Raw genomic sequence first — 18,027 nt, forward strand, 5'->3', positions numbered from 1 at the left:
AGATAACGCCGACTCCCAATCATGGGTTGCTTACGCAGGTTCTCAAGGGTCAGGTCGTTCAGCATCGTGCACCTTCGCTGACTCACGGGCCATGGTCAACGAAGTATAGCTTCTATCTACAACTGCAGTACTAGCTCGTCTTAATGACAAATAAGGGCTGATCCTGCTCCACCATTTGCTGGTCCTCGACCAATACCTTGATGATGGTCCCGCTTACTCCAGCGCGGACGGTGTTATACACCTTCATCACCTCGAGCAAGCATACCGGGTCATCCTGTCCGACTTCGGCGCCGAGCTCTATGTAGGGGGGTTCCAGCGGCGTGGGCGCCCGGAAAAAGCAACCAAACATCGGTGCGCGCACTAGCTCGGTTCCCTCTTCTAGCGCCAACTCTTCTGTCTCAGGTTCCGGTTCGGCGACAAGCTCCGGCCCGGCAATAGGTTCCGGCCGTTTGGGTGCCACAGTACCTCCCTGCGGGGATGGAACGGCGACCGAGGGCTCGGCCGTCGCCGACTCGGGAAGTTCGTCCCGCCGTGCATTTCTCGCACCACCTTTCTGCACGTGCAGCTTCAAATCGCCGATCTCGAGCCGCACTTCAACGTCGGAGGTCTCGTCTATAATTTGCAAGATGCGCATCACGTCGTCTTGCGTTAGATCCAATCCAGTTCTAGTCGACATAACCATGTACCTTGCGTTGCAGCCCAGATGGGCATAGTTAATCGTTCTCGGTAGCGTAAGCGGCAACGGCTCAACCCGCGCTGACGCCCTTCGCGCTCGCTTCTGCGACCGTGCGCATTAGCTCCCCCATATCCTCGCACTGCTCCAAGTCCTTCAGCAGATCGATGGAGCGGGCGATATCCGCCTCCGCAAGCACTCCTTCGACGCAGCCGCGGTATTTAGGGATGCATTCGTCGAAACCCAGCAGCTCCGGCGGCTGCCCCCTCACTCGCTCCGGCCGCCGCACGACTTCGTGCTCGTCGCGCAGACGATAGATAATCTCCGGCACCCAGCCATGCGGGTTCCAGCCCCATTCCTCGTGCACTATTGTCTTGACACGGGTGCGGAAGTCGGCGAAGGCCGGATCCTTTATCTTATCCATTGCGAAACCGGCCGGAATCACCCGCTCCTCCAGCATGGCGATGGCAAGCACATGCGGCAGGCTGAATTGGGCCTCGATCTCGTTGGCAGGTTCCGGGTGCTGGACCACCGTCGGGAAGAAGGCGTTGACGTGGACCACGATCTCCTCGATATCGTCGGCCGCCAGCCCCATCTCCTGCTTCACTTCCAGAGTGGTCTCGATTAGACGCTGCAGGTGATAGCAGCAGGGATAAAACTTGATCCCCACCTCATTGATCCGGTATGGCTTGCCCCAATCGAGCAGGATCCGTTCCGGCTCGCTTACCTGGCCGCAGGTGATCATATTGAATAACCCGCGCGGCGCCTCCAACACGTCCTGCTTACCGGTGAAGCCGTCGTTAGCCAGCAGCGCCGCGGTCAGACCGTTGCGAGGCGAAAAACCCATTTCGATGATATGCGCCATAGTGCCGGTCTGATAGCCGATCCCGCTGGCCTGGGAAGCAGCGATACTGATCGCGTTAGCTGTCTGCGATGCATTCAAGCCGAGAAGTTTGGCCGCGGAGACTGCGCAGCCGATCGAGCCGGCCAAGCTCAGGACCATATAGCCCTGCTTACGCGCTGGACGGCAGGCGAGGCCAATGCGGGCCTGGGCTTCATAGCCGAGAACGAAGGACTCGATGACCTCTTTGCCGCTGGAGCCGAGATGCTCGGCCAAGGCCAGGATCGCAGGGAAAAGGGTGTAGCTCGATACCGCCTCGGGGAAGCTATCGTCCTCATATTCTGTGGCGTGGGCATAGGTACCGCTGGCGAGCGCAGCCATTTCTACCGGAGCCTTGAAGCCGGCACCGGGGACGGTGGCTTCCTTCGTTCCTCCCGCGCGTTTTACGTAACGCGTAATGATATCGCCTCCTGGGCAGTATGGCCCGGCGATCATGGCACCCAAGGCGCTCATAGCCAGCGTCTTGCTGTATTCGACGTCCCCACCCTGCAGGTCTTGGAAGCTCGTTTCCACGGTCCGCTTCGCAATCTCTCTCGTAATATTCATGGTTCCTCCATCAATAAACTAGACTCTGGCTGCTTCACTCTGAGTGTCACGCAACGTGCTGGCCGAAAGACGGCGAAGTTTCAACACTGGACGATAACGGTCTTCGCCGTAGGCGGCCTGTAAGTTCTCCAGTACCCGCAGTATGTAAGCCAAACCGAGCTGCTGGGCCCAGGCAATCGGTCCGCGCGGATAGTTGGTGCCGTAGCACATCGCCTCGTCCACTGCCGCGGCCGAGCAAACGCCGTGGTGGGTGGCTTCAAAGCCTTCATTGGCAAGCATCGCCACGGTACGCAAGAGAACCAGAGCGGGGGCGTCGTCGACCCAACTTACAGCGAAGCCGGCAGCCTGAAACAGACCGGTGGCTGCCCGGCAGGCCGTATCGCTGGCCTGATCGGCGGCGCTCAGTGCAATACGAGTGGCCGCAGCATAATCCAGCGTCAGATCGAACAGCACGAGATCGTCGACACCTTCGGCCGTCGCCCGCGCGGTTGCTGTGCGACCATCGCTCAGGGCGATCCGCACGCCGTCGACCTCGATATAGCCAGTGCCCTCGGTGCGCTCCATCTCGACGCAGCCTTGCAGCCGCTCGAGCAGCGCGGCGGCGGGACCGAGAGCACCGCGCACCAAGACCTGCCCCGGCTTCGGCGCGCTGGCGGCGGTTTCTGGCTCTGGGCGGGTTGCGTCTTCGCCATAGTCGTAGAAGCCTCGACCGTTCTTGCGTCCAAGCCGCTGCGCCGATACCAGTTCTTCCTGAATCAGGGAGGGCTTGTAGCGAGGATCGTAGTGGTAGGCCTCGAACATCGAACGGGTCACTGCCGCATTGACGTCTTGGCCAATCAGGTCAGTGAGCTCTAACGGTCCCATGCGGAAACCGCCGGCCTCACGCATTACCGCGTCGACGGTGGCCGGCTCGGCAACCTGCTCTTGAAGCAGGCGCAGAGCCTCAGCATAGAAGGGTCTGGCGACGCGGTTGACGATGAAGCCGGGGGTGGAGCGTGCCAACACCGGTTTTTTCCCCCAGGCAGCGGCGGTCTCGTAGGTCCGCTGCGCCACATCCTTTGAGGTGGCGAGACCACTGACCACCTCGACCAGTTGCATCACCGGTGCCGGATTGAAGAAGTGCATACCTACCATTTGCTCGGGATGCCCCAGTGCGGCGGCAATGGCGGTGACTGACAATGAGGAGGTATTGGTCGCGAGGATGCAGTCGGGGCCACAGATAATCTCCAGGCGCTGAAATACAGACTGCTTGACGTCGAGGCGCTCGGCGATGGCCTCAATCACCAGCGCGCTGCCGGCCACCGCATCGAGCTCGGCGGCCGGGCTCAGTCTCGCCAACACAGCAGCGCACTCCTCAGTGCTGATCTTGCCGCGACTTACCCGGTGTGCGAGCTGCTCACCTATGCTGTCGATGGCTTTGGCTGCCGCCCCTTCGGCAAGATCGAAGATGCGCACTGGGTGCCCTCGCTGGGCAGCCACCTGAGCAATACCGGCACCCATGGTTCCAGCGCCGATTACGGCGATGACCTGCTTACTATCCAATGCCTGCATGTTTGCATTCTCCAGCAGCGGCGTTAGCTCATCGGCCATGGAAGTTTGGGCGTCGTTTCTCGAGAAAAGCGGCGATGCCCTCGTTACGGTCGTCGCTGGCGGCGAGCAGCGCGAAACTGCGCCGCTCCGCCTCGAGGCCAACGCTGAGGCTGGTCTCGAAGCTTTGCTGCAGCAACTCCTTGGCCGCCAGCACCGCCAACAGTGGTCGTTCGGCGATGCTGCGCGCAAGCTCCAGTGCTCGAGGCTCGACCTGCTCCGCCTCGACGACCTCGGCCACCAGCCCTCGCTCACGCGCGGTGGCGGCATCGATTGGCTCACCGCTGAGCACCATCTGCGAGGCCAACGCCTTACCCACGATGCGAATCAGGCGCTGAGTGCCGCCAGCGCCCGGGATCATGCCGAGCCGGATCTCCGGCTGGCCGAAACATGCGCCCTCGCCGGCAAGGATGATGTCAGCATGCATGGCCAGCTCGCACCCCCCACCCAGGCAGTAGCCGTTGACGGCCGCCAGTAACGGCTTTGGGAAACGAGCAATCCGCTCCCATTGGCGCGGACGCTCATGTTGCCAAACCCCCACAGGGTCGAGTTCGGCCATCTCACGCACATCGGCGCCAGCGGCGAAGGCACGCTTGTCGCCGAGCAACAGCACGGCGCGCACGGCGTTATCGGCCGCTGCGGCCTCCAATAAGTCCGCCAACTCCCTGAGAGTCTGGGTGCGCAGAGCGTTGCGCACCTCCGGACGGTTCAGCCGCAGGCAAAGGACCCCCACCTCCGGCCCTTCCACCTTGATGTCTTGTCGTTCCCGCATGGACTACCTCGATCGCTCACTATTCAGGGGATGATTCGCTCCCGACGCAGTTGTTCTAAGGCCTCCAAATAACACTCTTCGCTGTCGCGGCAGTCGTGGAAGCCGGAGCGGCGCAGCTTCACGGTGGAGGAAACGTTGTCGTAGGCGCTGTTGAAGATGAAGTCTCCCCAGCGCCAGTCGACCAACTTATCTATCGGATGCTCAGCCAGGCCATGGCGATGGACGATCCGCTCCCACAGCGGGCCCTTGTCCGCCATCTGTCGCTCCAACGAGAGGGTCTGTACCTCACCCGGCTCGACGCCGAAGAATTGAGCCAGCCGCGGCCATAGGTTCTTCCAGCGAAACAGGTCGCCGTTGGTGATGTTGTAGGCTTGATTGGCGCACTGCGGCTGAGTGGCCACCCATTCCATGGAACGAGCCAGCAGCTGCGGATCGGTTATCTGATAAAGGGCCTCGTAACAGCCGCGCGAGCCCGGGAAGTGCAGCGGCAGACCCAGCTCCTTGCAGATCGAGCCATAGATGGCGAGGACCAGAAGCTGGTTCATTGGACTGCCGAGCGAGAACACCAGTGGCGCCTGTGGACGCAGACTGGACCAGGTCCAATTTGCGCCACGCTGGCGCGCGACGATGAAATCCTGTTGGTCGTAGTAGAAGTTAGGCGGCATGTGCCGCGAATCGTCTTCCTTCGCCGGTGTGCGGTACGTCCCCAGGTGGTTGCCGTACCACTTCTGGCCATGCATGAGATTGATATGCTGGAAACCCGGAACCTCAGCCTCCAGGGCATCGACCAGGTTACGCAGCATCTCCAGGTTCGGCCCTACCTCCTCCGCCGCAGAGGCAGCCTTGAGGTGAGCAGTGAAGAAGACGTGCGTAATCTCGGGATGCTCGGCGAGCCTGCATCGACAATCCTCCGCGTCGAGCAGGTCCAGCGACAAGGCACGGACATTTGCGCTGTCCGCAGGCGGTCTCCGAGCAGCAGCCAGCACCTGCCAGTCCTGCGCGGCGGCAAAGTGCGCCAATGCCGCGCGGCCGACAATGCCGCTGGCGCCGACGACCAGGGCAACCTTACGAGAGTCACTCATGGCAACTTCCCCCCGTCGCTAGCTGTATGCGAAGGTGCCCGTTCGGGCTCGATCGGGTCGTTACGGCGTGCCGATCGGTCCTCGTAGCGTGCCAGCCCCGCCAGCGCCCGGCCGGCTGTGGTGAAGTCGTCGAAGACCGGGATGCCGGCGGCGATTGCCCGATGCCGATGCTCCCGCTGCGCCTGATCCACCTCGGCAGAGCCGTCGGATCGCAGCACTAGGATGAGGTGGGCCTGATCTCCATCGTTCGCACTTCGATGGGCAATGCAGGCGTCGATCATGTTTTTCACCATGTCGCTTTCACGGTAGCTCAGCAGCACCGGCAGGTTGAAGTGAGCGATGATGGCGTCGACGCCCGAGTCGCCTTTCAACGCGGCGAGGATGTCGTTCGCCACTCGACCGTCAGTGCGGTTAAACGCGTTCGCAGGCAGATCGATGGGATTGCTGCCGCTGGCACCGTCGGGTAGTTCCAGGGCTATCAGGCGTTTTCGGGTATCGTCCGCGAACCGGGCAAGCTCGAAGCCACGCTCGGCGAAGCCATCACTGGCGACGACGCTGGCACCACCGCCGTTACCGAACAGCACCAGTCGCCGAGTCGGCCGTGCCAGGTTGGCTTCCAGGGTTTGGAATAGCATCAAGGTCTCGATCAACTCTTCCACCGTATCCACCAGCACGCAGCCGGTCTGTCCGGCCACCGCCTTCCACACTGCCGCGTTTCCGGCGAGCGAGCCGGTATGCGACGCGGCCGCCTGCTGCCCCTGCTCGGTACGCCCACCCTTGAGCAGCACCACGGGCTTGCGACCCTGGCTAGCCTGTAGCAGCTCCACGAAGCGGCGACCGTCGCTGATATCTTCCAGGTACATCCCGATGACTCGCGTCTGCTTGTCGTTGATGAAGTGCTCCAGCAGGTCGTTCGGGCCCAAATCGATACTGTTGCCGACGGTGACCAGACCGCGGAAGCGCAGGCCGCGCATCTGACCACGCCGAACCAGATCGACGCCGAAACCACCGCTCTGGGACACTACCCCAACGCAGCCGGCGGCGTCGGCACCGAACTCGGTTTCAGCGAAAGTAATCCGCCCCCGGGGACTGTAAGTGCCCAAGCAGTTCGGGCCGAGCACCCGTACCGATCCACGCCGCGCGGCTTGGAGAAGCTCGGCCTGCGACCCCGGCCCCTCGCCATGCTCGTCGAAGCCACTGGTCATTACCTGGGCGAAGGCGACCCGCCCTTGAGCCCCGGCTAGCAGCTCGGGAGCCGCCTGGCGCGGCACCGCGACATATGCATAATCCACCAGCTTGGGCGTCTCCGCCAGGCTGCGGTAGGCCGGTAGCCCCGCCACGCTGTCGGCGCTAGGGTGGATCACGTAGACATCGCCCTGGAAGTCGAGCCGGCGCAGATTGTTGATGAAGCGGTTACCTGCGCCCTTGCCCGAACTGGAAACGCCGGCGACGGCGATGGTTTTGGGCGCGAACAGCGGCTCGAAGCTGGACGGCAGGGTCGGCCGCGGGCCGTCGGAAGGGCGCCGACTCGAGGCCAGGACTAGGCGAGCATCCACCGCAACCGCCGAGTCGGGGCCGACGATGAGCGGGTTAATGTCGAACTCCTGCAGGTCGTTACCGAGTTGCATGAGCAGGCCGCCCTCGCCACCAACCTTCATAAGCACATCGAGGAGCGCTTCTTCGCTGATTGGCGTACGTCCTCGCGCGCCACGGAGGATAGGCAGCGCGCGCAACTCCTCCAGCATCTCACGGGCATCCGGCTCTTGGATGGGGCAGACTCGGAAGGCCACGTCGGCGAAGATCTCAACGAAGACGCCACCGAGACCGACCATGATCATGGGCCCGAACTGAGGATCGACGAAGCCGCCGATCACTAACTCCTGTCCGGCTGACGCCATTTGCTCGACTAGGAAACCCTCGATCCAGGACCGGTCGCCGGTCCAGTCGGCGAGAATCTCCTCAGCCGCCTCGGCTACGGCTTCTGGATCCCGCAGACCCAGACGCACCCCACCCAGATCGCTCTTATGCAGAGGGCGAGAGGAAAGCACCTTGACCACATAAGGCCCAGCAAAGCCGCAGGCGGCATCGGCCGCAGCTGCGGGGTCGGCCCCCGCCACAGCAGAATACGGCACGTTGATGCCGAATGCGGCCAGTGCCGCCTTGCCGGCCTTTTCGTCCAGCGCCAAGTTGCCGGCCTCGCGCTGTTGCTGCAGCAGCGCGGCCAAGTCCGTCTCCACACTCTGTTCGATTCGGGCCCTTTGGCTCGCCATCTGCATCACCTCTTCCCGTCTATCTTCAAACCTCGAGCACGAGGATTAGGTCGCCCTCGGCCACCGCGTCTCCCTCGGCGACCACGATCCGCTTGATAACACCGTCCTCTGTCGAACTCAGGGGAATCTCCATCTTCATGGACTCCAGTATTATCATTGTGTCGTCCTCCTGGATCTCATCTCCTTCTTTGGAGAGGATTTTCCAGACGGTGCCGGTGATGTCGCTCTTGACTTCTAGTTCTGCCATGCTCGTTTCCTTATCTGCATCTGCCGGTACTGCCGCAGCCGCTGGTGCGGAGCGGGCCGTTGGACCTTGAAATCGCTTGAATCAGTAGCTGGTCGGCCAGACCGAAAGGTCGTGGCGGCCAACGATCCCGTCGCCGGCGTGAACATCGAGTAGGCGTTTGAGCGAACTGCGTGTCTCGCGCGGATCGATAACGGCGTGTGTTTCGTAGAGCTCGGCCAGGGCCCAGGCAGAAGAGTCCTGCTGGAGCTCTTTCAGGCATTCCTCAAAGCGCTCCGGATCATCTTCCTTCTTGACACCGTAGAGCATGTGCACCCCCAGGTGCGGGTCGACGAAGCCCAGGTCGGCTGTGGGCCAAGTCAGCACCTCGTCGGAGTTACGTCCGCCGCCCATGTTCAGATAGGCCTGGCCGTAGCTCTTGCGCATAATCACCGAGATCCTCGGCACGCTGACCAGACTGATAGCGTTCATCCAGTTGATGATGCGACCCGGGGCGCCACGCTTCTCACCATCCACACCGATCAGAAAGCCGGGTTGGTCCACTAGGAACACGATAGGAATGTTGAAGGAGTCGCACATCACCATGAAGCTGGTGGTCTTGCGCATGGCATCGACGTCGATGGCACCGCCCTTGAACTTTGTGTTGTTGGCGATTACGCCGACAGAGCGACCGTCGATTCGCGCCAAGCCAGTGCTCACCGACTTGCCGAAGCGAGCCTTGAGCTCGAAGAAGCTGTCGCGATCGACGATGCTTCGGATGACCTCGCGTACGTCATAGACGGAGTTGCGCTCCTCCGGGAGCACCTCGAGAATGCGCTCGGCCGCGGCATCGGATCCCTCGGGAACTTCTACACGCGGGGGCGCCTCCTTGGCGCTTGAGGGCAGATAGCTGAGGAAGGTGCGGATCGCCTTCAAAGCCTCCTCATCGCTGTCGACTGCAATATCTACCATTCCGGTGGTGCCAGTATGGAGACGCCAACCACCGAGTTCCTCGGGGTCGACTTCCTGATTGATAGCTATGGAGGTGACCCGGCTGCTCGCCACGGCCATGGTGGCGCCCTTACGCATGACCACGAAGTCTGACATGCAGGAGTACCAGGTCGACGAGCCGTAACAGTCCCCGAGCAGCGCCGACACCCAGGGAGTCTGGCGACGACGCTGATACTCGGCCGGATCCTGGCCCAGCATGGCGCGACCGGGCGCGCCCATACGATCCGGCATTCGGGCGCCGGCGGATTCGCCGAGAAAAATCATGGGCATACCACGTTCGGTAGCAACCTCGCGGATGTGCCGAATCTTTTTACCGTTGATGGCGCTGCTGGAAGCGCCGATCGTGGTGAAGTCATTGGAGACCACGGAAACCTCGCGGCCCTCGATCCGGCCGTAGCCGGCGATCTTACCGTCGGCCGGAGTCTTATGACGCACTTGCGGTCGGATTCCCTTGGCGAACATGCCAGACTCAAAGAAGCTGTCGCTGTCGAGCAGCACGTCTAGCCGCTCACGGGCGTTCAGCACGCCCTTTTCGCGCCGCGCCGCCAGCTTGGCCTCGCCCCCCATGGCCAAGGCAGCAGCAGTTTGCTGCTCTAGCTCTTCCAGTTGTGCTTTGAATTTCACAGATCTGCTCCAATAGTGCGTTGAGGTGCCATACATGCGAAGCAGCCATGGGAGCCGAAGGCGACGGCTGCGCCGCTTCGACCTACCGACGCCATTCTCGTGATGGCGGACGCCTAGCATCTGCTTCGGCTGCAAACCCTTCGCGAAATCTTATTCGGTGGCTTTCGCCGGTGCTGGTTCGGGCAATACCCGAAGAGCAGAAGAGTAGGATTCATTGTTTACCTGCCTTGTTATACGATCAAATATAAAGTAATCATCCTTTTATGCATTTTCTTTATAGGGTCGGTGACGTCAGGTTCTGGTTGTGAAAAAAGCTCCTAGGTAGGATCGATCATGACGCATCCACTCGTGACGATTGAGATATTGGTCGTGATCAATCAACAGAATAAGCCACCCTGCCTACCTCTCCTGACGCTGGGTATCCGTCCGCATTGAAGGTGACATAGGGTGGGAACGCTTTGTTGCCGATTCATTGCAACAATTTTTTGCTAGTTTGGTACATTAACGAAATTCGGTGTCTGGTAATTTTTGGCTGGTTGCCACACCGATATGGGATGCGGTTTCGTTCAAGGAGAATGAGGATATGAACGATTTGCAAGGCAGCCCACGATTAATCCGGTTTGGACTTTCGCCGCGTATATCCCGGCTTTCACCGTTGGCGGCGCAGACATATTGGGCCGGACGGCACGCTGACCTGTTTTCACGTGTCCCCGACCTCTCATCCTATGTGCAAAATCACGCTGTCTTGGAAGCTAACGAGCAGCCGATTCTGGGCGAAACGGGTTTTGACATCTTCTCCGAAGTGGAATTCGCATCGCAGATGGCAATGTCGGCCGCGACAACGAGCAAGTACTATCAAGACGTCATTCTCGCGGACGAACGCTGCCTGCTTGATGCTTCAAGAAGAGCTTTCATCTTGGTCGCGCGGAGGGGAACTGGGTCGACAGGCTTGCCGAGCGGCGCGACCAAGCTGGTGCAGTTCCTTTCCAATCACCGTCCAGCCATGACAGAGGCTGGGGATGCTCCGACGGCATACTGGGAAGATATCGTCGTAAACGTTTCCGGTTGGCACGGCGTCCAGCCCTCGGTCATCAGGCAAACACCATATCCAAGTGTAGAGGAGGCTTTGGTCGCACATCGTCAAGGAGGAGATGAGGCGGCACTGCTGTCGGTAATCGTCAGACAGAGCGTTGTCGTCGAGCCCAAGATGGGCGGCGGACTAGGCAATTCCTTAGAGACCGTTTGAGAATGGGATCGATGGCTGAGTCAGCAAAAAGATGCTGGATCAAGTAGTTGTCGTGCCCGATCATGTTTTTACGCCGCCTTCTTGGCCAGCGTCATTACCGCTCCCGCTCGGGATTGAGCGAGACTATCTTGATCGGCTCTCAGTTATGGGTCTTGCCGCTCCAGCGAGCCGGGTTGCCTCGGCGAGCCGTTGATACCGAGGCGATGTAGCTGTCTTCCTTGCGCTAATTGTAGATAGTTGCCACCAAGATACCTTCCTGCTCGGAGACCTCACTGGCGCTGAGGTTATGGATGGCAGCAGCTTGACCACCACGGCTTATCCCCGTTCCTCGGAGTAGCGAGGCATGAACGACTACTCCTATCGCCCCTTGGGTTCTTACGAGAGGGTATCAGAGGGAGCGACAACCATCCTGACTGAGGGGTCGATCGCACAGCGCAAGCGGCTTGTGTCCAGTTTCAACTGAGCTTAGCATGCATAAATTGCATGCTAATTATTTTTCTATTTGATTTTGTTATACAACAGGGCGTCGCTGGTTATAGAAAGCGACCGAAAGCTAACCGCATAGATACAGATTAGGAACCTATTATGGCGGTACGGGTAAATCTCAAGCAGATCGACGCCTTCCGCGCGGTGATGATTGCCGGATCGACCAGTGAAGCCGCAGGCCTGCTGAATGTATCCCAGCCGGCAGTCAGCCGCCTGCTTCAGAACCTGGAATCGTACATCGATTTTCGCCTTTTCATTCGTCAGAATGGCCGGCTCTACCCCACCCCTGAGGCCGAGGCCTTGCTGCATGAGGTCGAACAGGTCTACAGCGGCTTGGATCACCTCAGTAGCGTCATGAAGAACATCAAGCTGCTTGAGGGTGGCCACCTACGCATTGTCGTCTCCACGCCGATGGCACAACGACTCCTACCGGAAGTCTTGGCGCAATTCCAAGAGCAACGTCCAGATATTCGGGTATCAATCCGTATAGTCGTCAAGCGCGAGATGCCCAAATGGCTGGACGCGCAGCAGTTTGACGTCGCATTAGTGACTTTCCCGGTGGACTACCCTTCTGCCCACCTACTCCACCTGGCCAGCGTCAACGGCGTCTGCGTCCTGCCACCGGGCCACCGCCTTTGCGATAAGCCCATGGTCCGTGCGGAGGATCTCGCCGAAGAGCACTTCATCTCCATCATCTCAGACACGATCCTGCGCATGAAGGTGGATCAGGCCTTCGCGGGGTTGGGGGTACAGCGCAAACAGATGAGGATTGAGACCCAGTCCGGCGCCTCTATTTGCAATCTCGTCGCCGCCGGCTTGGGCGTATCCATCGTCGATCCGTTCACCGCTAGTGCGCTGGATGGCAAAGGTCTGGTAATGAAACCGTTCCGGCCGATAATCGGATTCGATTTCGGGGTTTTGCTACCGATACAGCGGCCGCGTTCGCAGCTGGTGGACGAGTTCATCGAGGTGGTGCGGGAACAGGCACGGGCCTTCGAGGAGAGCCATGAGACTCTGTAGCCCATGCTGCGCGCGGCGGGGCGGAACCGTTGCGCGCAGCATAAAATGCTCTTACAACATCTCTTGCATAGGATGCCCGGCCCACATTTCCTCCTTGAGGTAGCGAGTGTGGACTCTACCCTCTAGGAAGGCCGGTTCATTCAGCAGGCGCTGATGAAAACCGATGGTGGTCGGCACGCCCGTGATCTGAAACTCTGCGAGCGCACACCGCATTCGCGCCAAGGCCTCCTCCCGAGTCTGGCCGCGAGTCACCACCTTCGCCAGCAGCGAGTCGTAGTACGGCGGCAGGACATAGCCCGGATAGGCATGACTGTCTACGCGCACCCCGGGCCCCAAAGGCACCGTGAACTCTTCGAGCTTGCCCGGGCGCGGCATGAAGCCCTTGTCGGGGTCCTCTGCATTGATCCGGCACTCGATGGCGTGACCGAAGAATTTGATATCTTCCTGGTACAGCGACATTGACTCACCGCTGGCTACCCGGATTTGCTCTTTAATAAGGTCCAGCCCGGTAACCTCCTCCGTCACCGGGTGCTCGACCTGAATGCGGGTATTCATCTCGATGAAATAGAAGTCATTGGTGGCGGTATCGACGATAAACTCCACGGTACCGGCACTGCGGTAGTTGACCCGCTCTGCGAGACGGCGGGCAGCAGTAGTAATACGCTCCCGCATCGCCTCGTCAACGGCTGGCGACGGGCTTTCCTCGACCAGCTTCTGGTGCCGACGCTGGATACTACAATCACGTTCGCCCACATGCACCACACGCTCGCCGTCGCCGAACACCTGCACTTCGATGTGACGCACCTTGTCGAGGTACTTCTCTACATACACCGCACCGCTACCAAAGGCTACGGCCGCCTCATGCGAGGCACGCTCGAACACCTCGCGCAGTTCGTCCTCATTCTTCACCACCCGCATACCACGGCCACCACCACCCGCGGAGGCCTTGATAAGTACCGGGAAGCCGATAGAGCGCGCCACCTCGACCGCCGCTTCGGAATCGGCCGCCGGCCCGTCGGAGCCCGGCGTCACCGGCACCCCCGCCTCTACGGCCAGCCGACGGGCCGCCGCCTTGTCGCCCATCACCCGGATGATCGAGGCCTGTGGGCCGATGTAGGCTAGACCAGCACCAGCACATTCCTCGGCGAAATCAGGGTTCTCGGAGAGAAAGCCGTAGCCGGGATGAATGGCATCGGCACCGAACTCCTTGGCGGCAGCGATGATAGTACTACCTTTCAGGTAGCTCTCGGTGGCCTGCGGCCCACCGATCTCCACGCTCTCGTCGGCAAGGCGCACCGGCAAAGAGTCCTTATCAGCCGAAGAGTAGGCCTGCACCGAGCCGATCCCCAGCTCCCTGCAGGCGCGGATGACACGCAAGGCAATTTCCCCGCGGTTGGCGATGAGTACTTTTTTGATTGGCATAATTCCTCCTAGTAACGGCGACCGTAGTAGTGTATGAAACAGTATGTGAGTCGGCCGATCTTCTAAAGCTCGACCTGAAGGAGCTTCGCCGCATTCTTCCAGAGAATTTTGTGCACGATGTCCTCGCGCCACCCCATCTGTAGGAAATCGCTGACGGCCTCGTGGATGTCCTTGACCGGATATGCGCTGCCAAAGAGAGTGCGGTCCTCAAGGAACATATTGGCGCCTTTAACGTAGGTATCCGCGCAGATGATGTCCTTGGTCGCCGCATAGAGATCAGGCGAGACGTAAATATTTGGGCAGGCCAACGCCACTACTATCATCTCCCGGTCGTATGGCCACGCTGCATGGGAGACGATGATCTTGAGCTCCGGATAACGCTGGGCAACGTGCTGAATGGAGACGGGACTCGACCATGTAATGTCATGCCCGCCAAGGACCGACAGCAGGCCCGATAGGGAAATCGACACCGGCAGCCCCAACTCGAGCGCTAGCTCGTAGACAGGATGGAGGGACTCATCATCCGACCACCGGGGCTTTTGACCAGAGCCCGGCTCAATGGAGATACCCTTAATATTCGCTGTAGAGGCGTACTCGCGTATCTCGCTCAGGCTGCTGGGGATGTTCTCCAGATCGACGCCTAGAAAGCCTAAGAAGTGATCGGGATAATCGTTGATAGCGTCAACAATGTCTTTGTTCTTCACACTCCCCAGGTTGCCAGCGCCGGCCGAGGCACGCCCCATGAGGACGCCGTAACGGATGTTAGCCGACTCCATCTCCTCGAAAAGCAGATCCAAGGATTCCAGCCATGCCGAACGCGCACCCATGAAACGAAAGCAGTGCCGCGGGTAATGCATCGCGGTGCGGAACGCCGAGCCCTGAGTCCAGGCGGGAATCGGCGGTCGTAGGCGCATATCCAAGATCGGCGGCATCATCATCGTCGTCATTTTGTTTTTCCTCCCAACCAGAATGACACCCAATTTGCGGGTGCGGCCGAAACAGCCTGCGCCCCTCGTGAAGGCGCCGTCATCTCCAAATGAAGACTAAGTGTTAGGCAGCCAAAGCAATACGGTCAAATGTCAAAATAACATTACTTAATCAGCCTGCCTTATAGCTTTTTTAGTAGCTACTTTGCTGTAACAATGATTTGTATAACGGCTGGTATTCGATACTTGCATTCTAAGTATTCATTTCATATGCAATAGCAATAATCTCCATGATGACATTGCTGGATACAGGAACAAATGGACAAAAATCAGTACAGGAGTTACTAATGAGCCCTCTACTCCACAGCCCGCTGCAGCTTCGCTCCGTAACCCTAAGGAACCGCGTTGTCATCTCCCCTATGTGCCAGTACTCGGCACAGAATGGTTACGCCAACGATTGGCATCTGGTGCAACTCGGCCGCTACGCTCTCGGTGGCGCCGGACTCATCTTCACGGAGGCCACTGCGGTTGAGGAGCGGGGGCGGATAACCCACGGGGACCTGGGTCTGTGGACGGATGAGCAGATCCCGGGGTTACGCCGCATCACCGACTTTCTCAGGACTCAGGGAGCCGCTCCAGCTATCCAGCTCTCCCATGCCGGCCGCAAGGGGAGTGCTCAGCGCCCCTGGCACGGGGCGTCACAGCTCTCGGCAGCGGATCTCGCAGAGCGCGACGAGGCGCGCTGGGATACAGTGGCTCCTAGCGCCGTTCCTCCCACCCATGAGTGGATTCCACCCCACGCGCTAGAGCAGGATGAGTTGGTAGAGCTGAAGCAGGCGTGGCGGAGCGCCGCTCGTCGTTCACGAGAAGCCGGTTTTGAGGTGCTCGAAATACACGCTGCCCATGGATATCTCCTCCACCAATTTCTCTCACCGCTGAGCAATACCCGTAACGATCGCTATGGCGGCAGTCGAGAAGGCCGCTGCAGGTATCCTCTGGAGATCGTAGAGGCCGTACGTGCAGAGTGGCCAGAGGACAAGCCGTTATTCATGCGAATCTCAGCAGTGGACGGGGCCGAGGACGGTTGGCAATTGGAAGACAGCCTCGCCCTCTGCGACGAACTCAAGACGCGTGGCGTGGATGTGGTTGATTGCTCTTCGGGCGGGCTTGCCCGACCAGCGGTGGCGGCGCCGACGGTACGCCAAGAGTATGGTTTCCAAGTGCCCTTTGCTGCCGCCATCCGCAACGCTTGTCGGCTGCCCACCATGGCAGTCGGGTTGATTCTCGATCCCGAACACGCCGAATCGGTGCTGCAAGAGAATCGGGCCGACCTGATTGCTATCGCGCGAGAGGCCTTGAACAATCCTAATTGGGCGCTGCATGCAGAACAGGCACTGGACGACAACGCCGGATTCTCAAACTGGCCAGAACAGATAGGCTGGTGGCTCGCTAACCGTTCGCGCCGACTGCAGGCTCTGGCGAACGAGACTCACGAATCCAAGATTAATACCTAGCTTCACGCCGTTGAGCGGCTGCCACTCGCTCGTGAGCAGGCTCGGCAGGGTATGAACCAATTCTCTTGAGATCAACCTCTTACACCTTACCTTGACAAGAGCACCATACGAGGCTTCAGATTGATGGACAATTACAGTCTACCGCTTCTGTTGATTTTTCTCGGCAGCGCCGCACTCGGTAGTTACTTTCAGGCGATCACTGGCTTCGCCCTGGGCATCATCGTGCTAGCTATCATGATCCTGACCGGGGCAGTCACGGTCGCGGATACGGCCAATGCGCTTTCTATCTTGACTTTCTGCAACGTCAGTGTCGTGCTGCCCCAGATATGGCGCCACATCTACTGGCGAGGTATCCTTTTGATGTCCTTCGGCTTACTGCCGGGCCTGATCGGCGGAGTATTACTTCTTGAGCACCTAAGTTCCAGTAGTTCCGTTTTACTGCGCCTTCTAGTAGGTCTGCTGGTAATTTCTAGTGGAGCCTTTTTGCTGCTGCGACCGCGCTCACTAAGCGAGCCTTCGGGAGCCTTCAGCTTCGGTGCATCGGGCGTTGCATCCGGCGTACTAGGAGGCCTGTTCAGCCTCCCTGGGCCGCCAGTCATCTACCATTATTATCGCCAGCCGATCACCCTTACCATGGTCAGGGCGACCCTGTTGACAACTTTTGCCCTGATTTCCGCTGGACGTCTGCTCGCAGTCGCATCGCAATCGGGGCTGACGGTGGTCAGCGTGCAGATCGGCTTTCTGGCGGTGCCAGTTGTAGCGATTGCCAGTTGGGCATACACACGCTTTCCGCCGAAGCTCTCGGAGCATACCGTCCGCCGCGGCGCCGCGCTAATGCTGGTGGTTATGGGTGGCTTCATTGTTTATATGGCGATGCAGGATATTTAGGAACTTGCTGCTAACTGGTGAGCCGCACCGGCTTTCTCGGAGATCCGTTGGTTTGAGTCAGGCCGCCTTCCTGGCCTGACCTTGCTGCTCGCAATACTCCACTTCTCGTTTCGCAGGTGGCATGTTACCTATCGGCTCTAGCAATCGCTGGTGGTTGAACCAATCTACCCATTCGAGGATAACCGCCATCACCTCTCGGTTCACGAAGGCCACACCCAGGTCATGTCGACGATCGAGTTCGGCACGTATGGTGAGTCGCTGCTGCTCTGGAGCAGCTCGGCATGGCAAGGTCACGGGGGCACGATCCCAACATCTCTTCCAGCGTCCGATGACTCTCGGAAAGCAGTTCGTGGCGGGACACCGGCTGAGAACAGCGAGCGCAGTCGTCCTGGTGCTCACGCTCGATGCGAGCATGGATTCGATGGGCCAGCTCCGTCAGGTCATGCCGGCGGATGGCCTGGTCATAGACCGGCAGCATGTCGCTTTTCCAGGCCATGAGTTCACGCAGAGAACTGCGCAGATTCTGCAGATCCTCCTCGGAGCGGGCATGCTGATGAATGTCATTGAGCGCCTGTGTCACGAACCAGTGGCGGATTTGATGGCAACGCAACTGCAGTTCCGCCGCCTCAGGGCCGGCGTCCAGTGGTCGCGGCGAAAATGGTCCGGATTCAGTGATGTCCCGCGCCGGGTCAGGAACAGCGGAGCACGCTGGAGGGGTTACACGGGCTGTGCAGCAAGTACCTTCTAGACCATACCCGCGACGTGCTTGATGCCATGGTCCCTGGCGGGCCAATACGTTGATTTCCACTGCTTGCTCCTGGGTCAACATTTGGCGG

Annotated in this window: 15 protein-coding genes; 4 read left to right on the top strand and 11 right to left on the bottom strand. The window is 59.7% G+C overall.

Features of this window, described 5'->3' with window-relative positions:
• Window positions 1-130 precede the first annotated feature (130 nt).
• From BLR92_RS10750 to BLR92_RS10785, 8 genes are all read right to left on the bottom strand, one after another.
• Window positions 131-634, bottom strand: a complete 504-nt coding sequence (locus BLR92_RS10750) for an acetyl-CoA carboxylase biotin carboxyl carrier protein (protein ID WP_175488785.1) — start codon at window positions 632-634, stop codon at window positions 131-133.
• 112 nt (window positions 635-746) lie between these two features.
• A complete protein-coding gene (locus BLR92_RS10755; RefSeq protein ID WP_089728377.1) occupies window positions 747-2,120 on the bottom strand; it encodes an MmgE/PrpD family protein in 1,374 nt (457 codons plus the stop codon).
• An 18-nt stretch (window positions 2,121-2,138) separates the two neighbouring features.
• Complete coding sequence (gene paaH / locus BLR92_RS10760) at window positions 2,139-3,710, bottom strand: 3-hydroxyacyl-CoA dehydrogenase PaaH (protein ID WP_245704176.1); 1,572 nt, start codon at window positions 3,708-3,710, stop codon at window positions 2,139-2,141.
• Window positions 3,700-4,479, bottom strand: coding sequence for an enoyl-CoA hydratase-related protein (locus BLR92_RS10765; RefSeq protein ID WP_089728380.1), 780 nt, complete (start codon window positions 4,477-4,479; stop codon window positions 3,700-3,702). The genes paaH and BLR92_RS10765 overlap by 11 nt, the downstream gene beginning before the upstream one ends.
• A gap of 23 nt (window positions 4,480-4,502) precedes the next feature.
• The gene (locus BLR92_RS10770; protein ID WP_089728382.1) at window positions 4,503-5,561 is read right to left on the bottom strand and encodes an SDR family oxidoreductase; all 1,059 of its coding nucleotides are present in this window, start codon (window positions 5,559-5,561) and stop codon (window positions 4,503-4,505) included.
• A complete protein-coding gene (locus BLR92_RS10775; RefSeq protein ID WP_175488786.1) occupies window positions 5,558-7,786 on the bottom strand; it encodes an acetate--CoA ligase family protein in 2,229 nt (742 codons plus the stop codon). Before BLR92_RS10775 ends, BLR92_RS10770 begins: the two co-directional genes overlap by 4 nt.
• A gap of 70 nt (window positions 7,787-7,856) precedes the next feature.
• Window positions 7,857-8,078, bottom strand: coding sequence for a biotin/lipoyl-binding carrier protein (locus tag BLR92_RS10780; RefSeq protein WP_089728386.1), 222 nt, complete (start codon window positions 8,076-8,078; stop codon window positions 7,857-7,859).
• Window positions 8,079-8,159: 81 nt separating this feature from the next.
• The gene (locus BLR92_RS10785) at window positions 8,160-9,725 is read right to left on the bottom strand and encodes an acyl-CoA carboxylase subunit beta (protein ID WP_089728389.1); all 1,566 of its coding nucleotides are present in this window, start codon (window positions 9,723-9,725) and stop codon (window positions 8,160-8,162) included.
• 547 nt (window positions 9,726-10,272) lie between these two features.
• On the opposite strand from BLR92_RS10785, the gene BLR92_RS10790 reads away from it, so the two are divergent.
• Both BLR92_RS10790 and BLR92_RS10795 read left to right on the top strand, forming a co-directional pair.
• Window positions 10,273-10,935 carry an EthD domain-containing protein gene (locus BLR92_RS10790; RefSeq protein WP_089728391.1) on the top strand — a complete coding sequence of 221 codons (663 nt, stop codon included), beginning with the start codon at window positions 10,273-10,275 and terminating at the stop codon, window positions 10,933-10,935.
• Window positions 10,936-11,520: 585 nt separating this feature from the next.
• The gene (locus BLR92_RS10795; RefSeq protein WP_089728393.1) at window positions 11,521-12,441 is read left to right on the top strand and encodes a LysR substrate-binding domain-containing protein; all 921 of its coding nucleotides are present in this window, start codon (window positions 11,521-11,523) and stop codon (window positions 12,439-12,441) included.
• 51 nt (window positions 12,442-12,492) lie between these two features.
• Here the strand turns inward: BLR92_RS10795 and accC are convergent, their stop codons facing one another.
• Both accC and BLR92_RS10805 read right to left on the bottom strand, forming a co-directional pair.
• Window positions 12,493-13,863, bottom strand: a complete 1,371-nt coding sequence (gene accC / locus BLR92_RS10800) for an acetyl-CoA carboxylase biotin carboxylase subunit (protein WP_089728396.1) — start codon at window positions 13,861-13,863, stop codon at window positions 12,493-12,495.
• A 62-nt stretch (window positions 13,864-13,925) separates the two neighbouring features.
• Window positions 13,926-14,810, bottom strand: a complete 885-nt coding sequence (locus BLR92_RS10805; RefSeq protein ID WP_217636571.1) for an amidohydrolase family protein — start codon at window positions 14,808-14,810, stop codon at window positions 13,926-13,928.
• Between the two features lie 326 nt (window positions 14,811-15,136).
• On the opposite strand from BLR92_RS10805, the gene BLR92_RS10810 reads away from it, so the two are divergent.
• On the top strand, window positions 15,137-16,303 hold the full coding sequence (locus BLR92_RS10810) for an NADH:flavin oxidoreductase/NADH oxidase (protein WP_089728398.1): 1,167 nt from the start codon (window positions 15,137-15,139) through the stop codon (window positions 16,301-16,303).
• Between the two features lie 123 nt (window positions 16,304-16,426).
• A complete protein-coding gene (locus BLR92_RS10815; protein WP_089728400.1) occupies window positions 16,427-17,191 on the top strand; it encodes a TSUP family transporter in 765 nt (254 codons plus the stop codon).
• Between the two features lie 220 nt (window positions 17,192-17,411).
• On the opposite strand, the gene BLR92_RS19560 is transcribed toward BLR92_RS10815, so the two are convergent.
• Entirely contained in the window at window positions 17,412-17,999 is a 588-nt protein-coding gene (locus BLR92_RS19560; protein WP_139171589.1) for a hypothetical protein, read from the bottom strand.
• Window positions 18,000-18,027 lie beyond the last annotated feature (28 nt).

Source organism: Modicisalibacter muralis (assembly GCF_900102945.1).
Taxonomy (GTDB): domain Bacteria; phylum Pseudomonadota; class Gammaproteobacteria; order Pseudomonadales; family Halomonadaceae; genus Modicisalibacter; species Modicisalibacter muralis.

Coding starts and splice junctions, on each gene's coding strand:
- BLR92_RS10790 (WP_089728391.1), top strand. CDS start 10,273: ATGAACGATTTGCAAGGCAGCCCACGATTAATCCGGTTTGGACTTTCG.
- BLR92_RS10815 (WP_089728400.1), top strand. CDS start 16,427: ATGGACAATTACAGTCTACCGCTTCTGTTGATTTTTCTCGGCAGCGCC.
- BLR92_RS10810 (WP_089728398.1), top strand. CDS start 15,137: ATGAGCCCTCTACTCCACAGCCCGCTGCAGCTTCGCTCCGTAACCCTA.
- BLR92_RS10750 (WP_175488785.1), bottom strand. CDS start 634: ATGCGCATCTTGCAAATTATAGACGAGACCTCCGACGTTGAAGTGCGG.
- BLR92_RS10765 (WP_089728380.1), bottom strand. CDS start 4,479: ATGCGGGAACGACAAGACATCAAGGTGGAAGGGCCGGAGGTGGGGGTC.
- BLR92_RS10780 (WP_089728386.1), bottom strand. CDS start 8,078: ATGGCAGAACTAGAAGTCAAGAGCGACATCACCGGCACCGTCTGGAAA.
- paaH (WP_245704176.1), bottom strand. CDS start 3,710: ATGGCCGATGAGCTAACGCCGCTGCTGGAGAATGCAAACATGCAGGCA.
- accC (WP_089728396.1), bottom strand. CDS start 13,863: ATGCCAATCAAAAAAGTACTCATCGCCAACCGCGGGGAAATTGCCTTG.
- BLR92_RS10805 (WP_217636571.1), bottom strand. CDS start 14,810: ATGACGACGATGATGATGCCGCCGATCTTGGATATGCGCCTACGACCG.
- BLR92_RS10795 (WP_089728393.1), top strand. CDS start 11,521: ATGGCGGTACGGGTAAATCTCAAGCAGATCGACGCCTTCCGCGCGGTG.
- BLR92_RS10755 (WP_089728377.1), bottom strand. CDS start 2,120: ATGAATATTACGAGAGAGATTGCGAAGCGGACCGTGGAAACGAGCTTC.
- BLR92_RS10785 (WP_089728389.1), bottom strand. CDS start 9,725: ATGTATGGCACCTCAACGCACTATTGGAGCAGATCTGTGAAATTCAAA.
- BLR92_RS10770 (WP_089728382.1), bottom strand. CDS start 5,561: ATGAGTGACTCTCGTAAGGTTGCCCTGGTCGTCGGCGCCAGCGGCATT.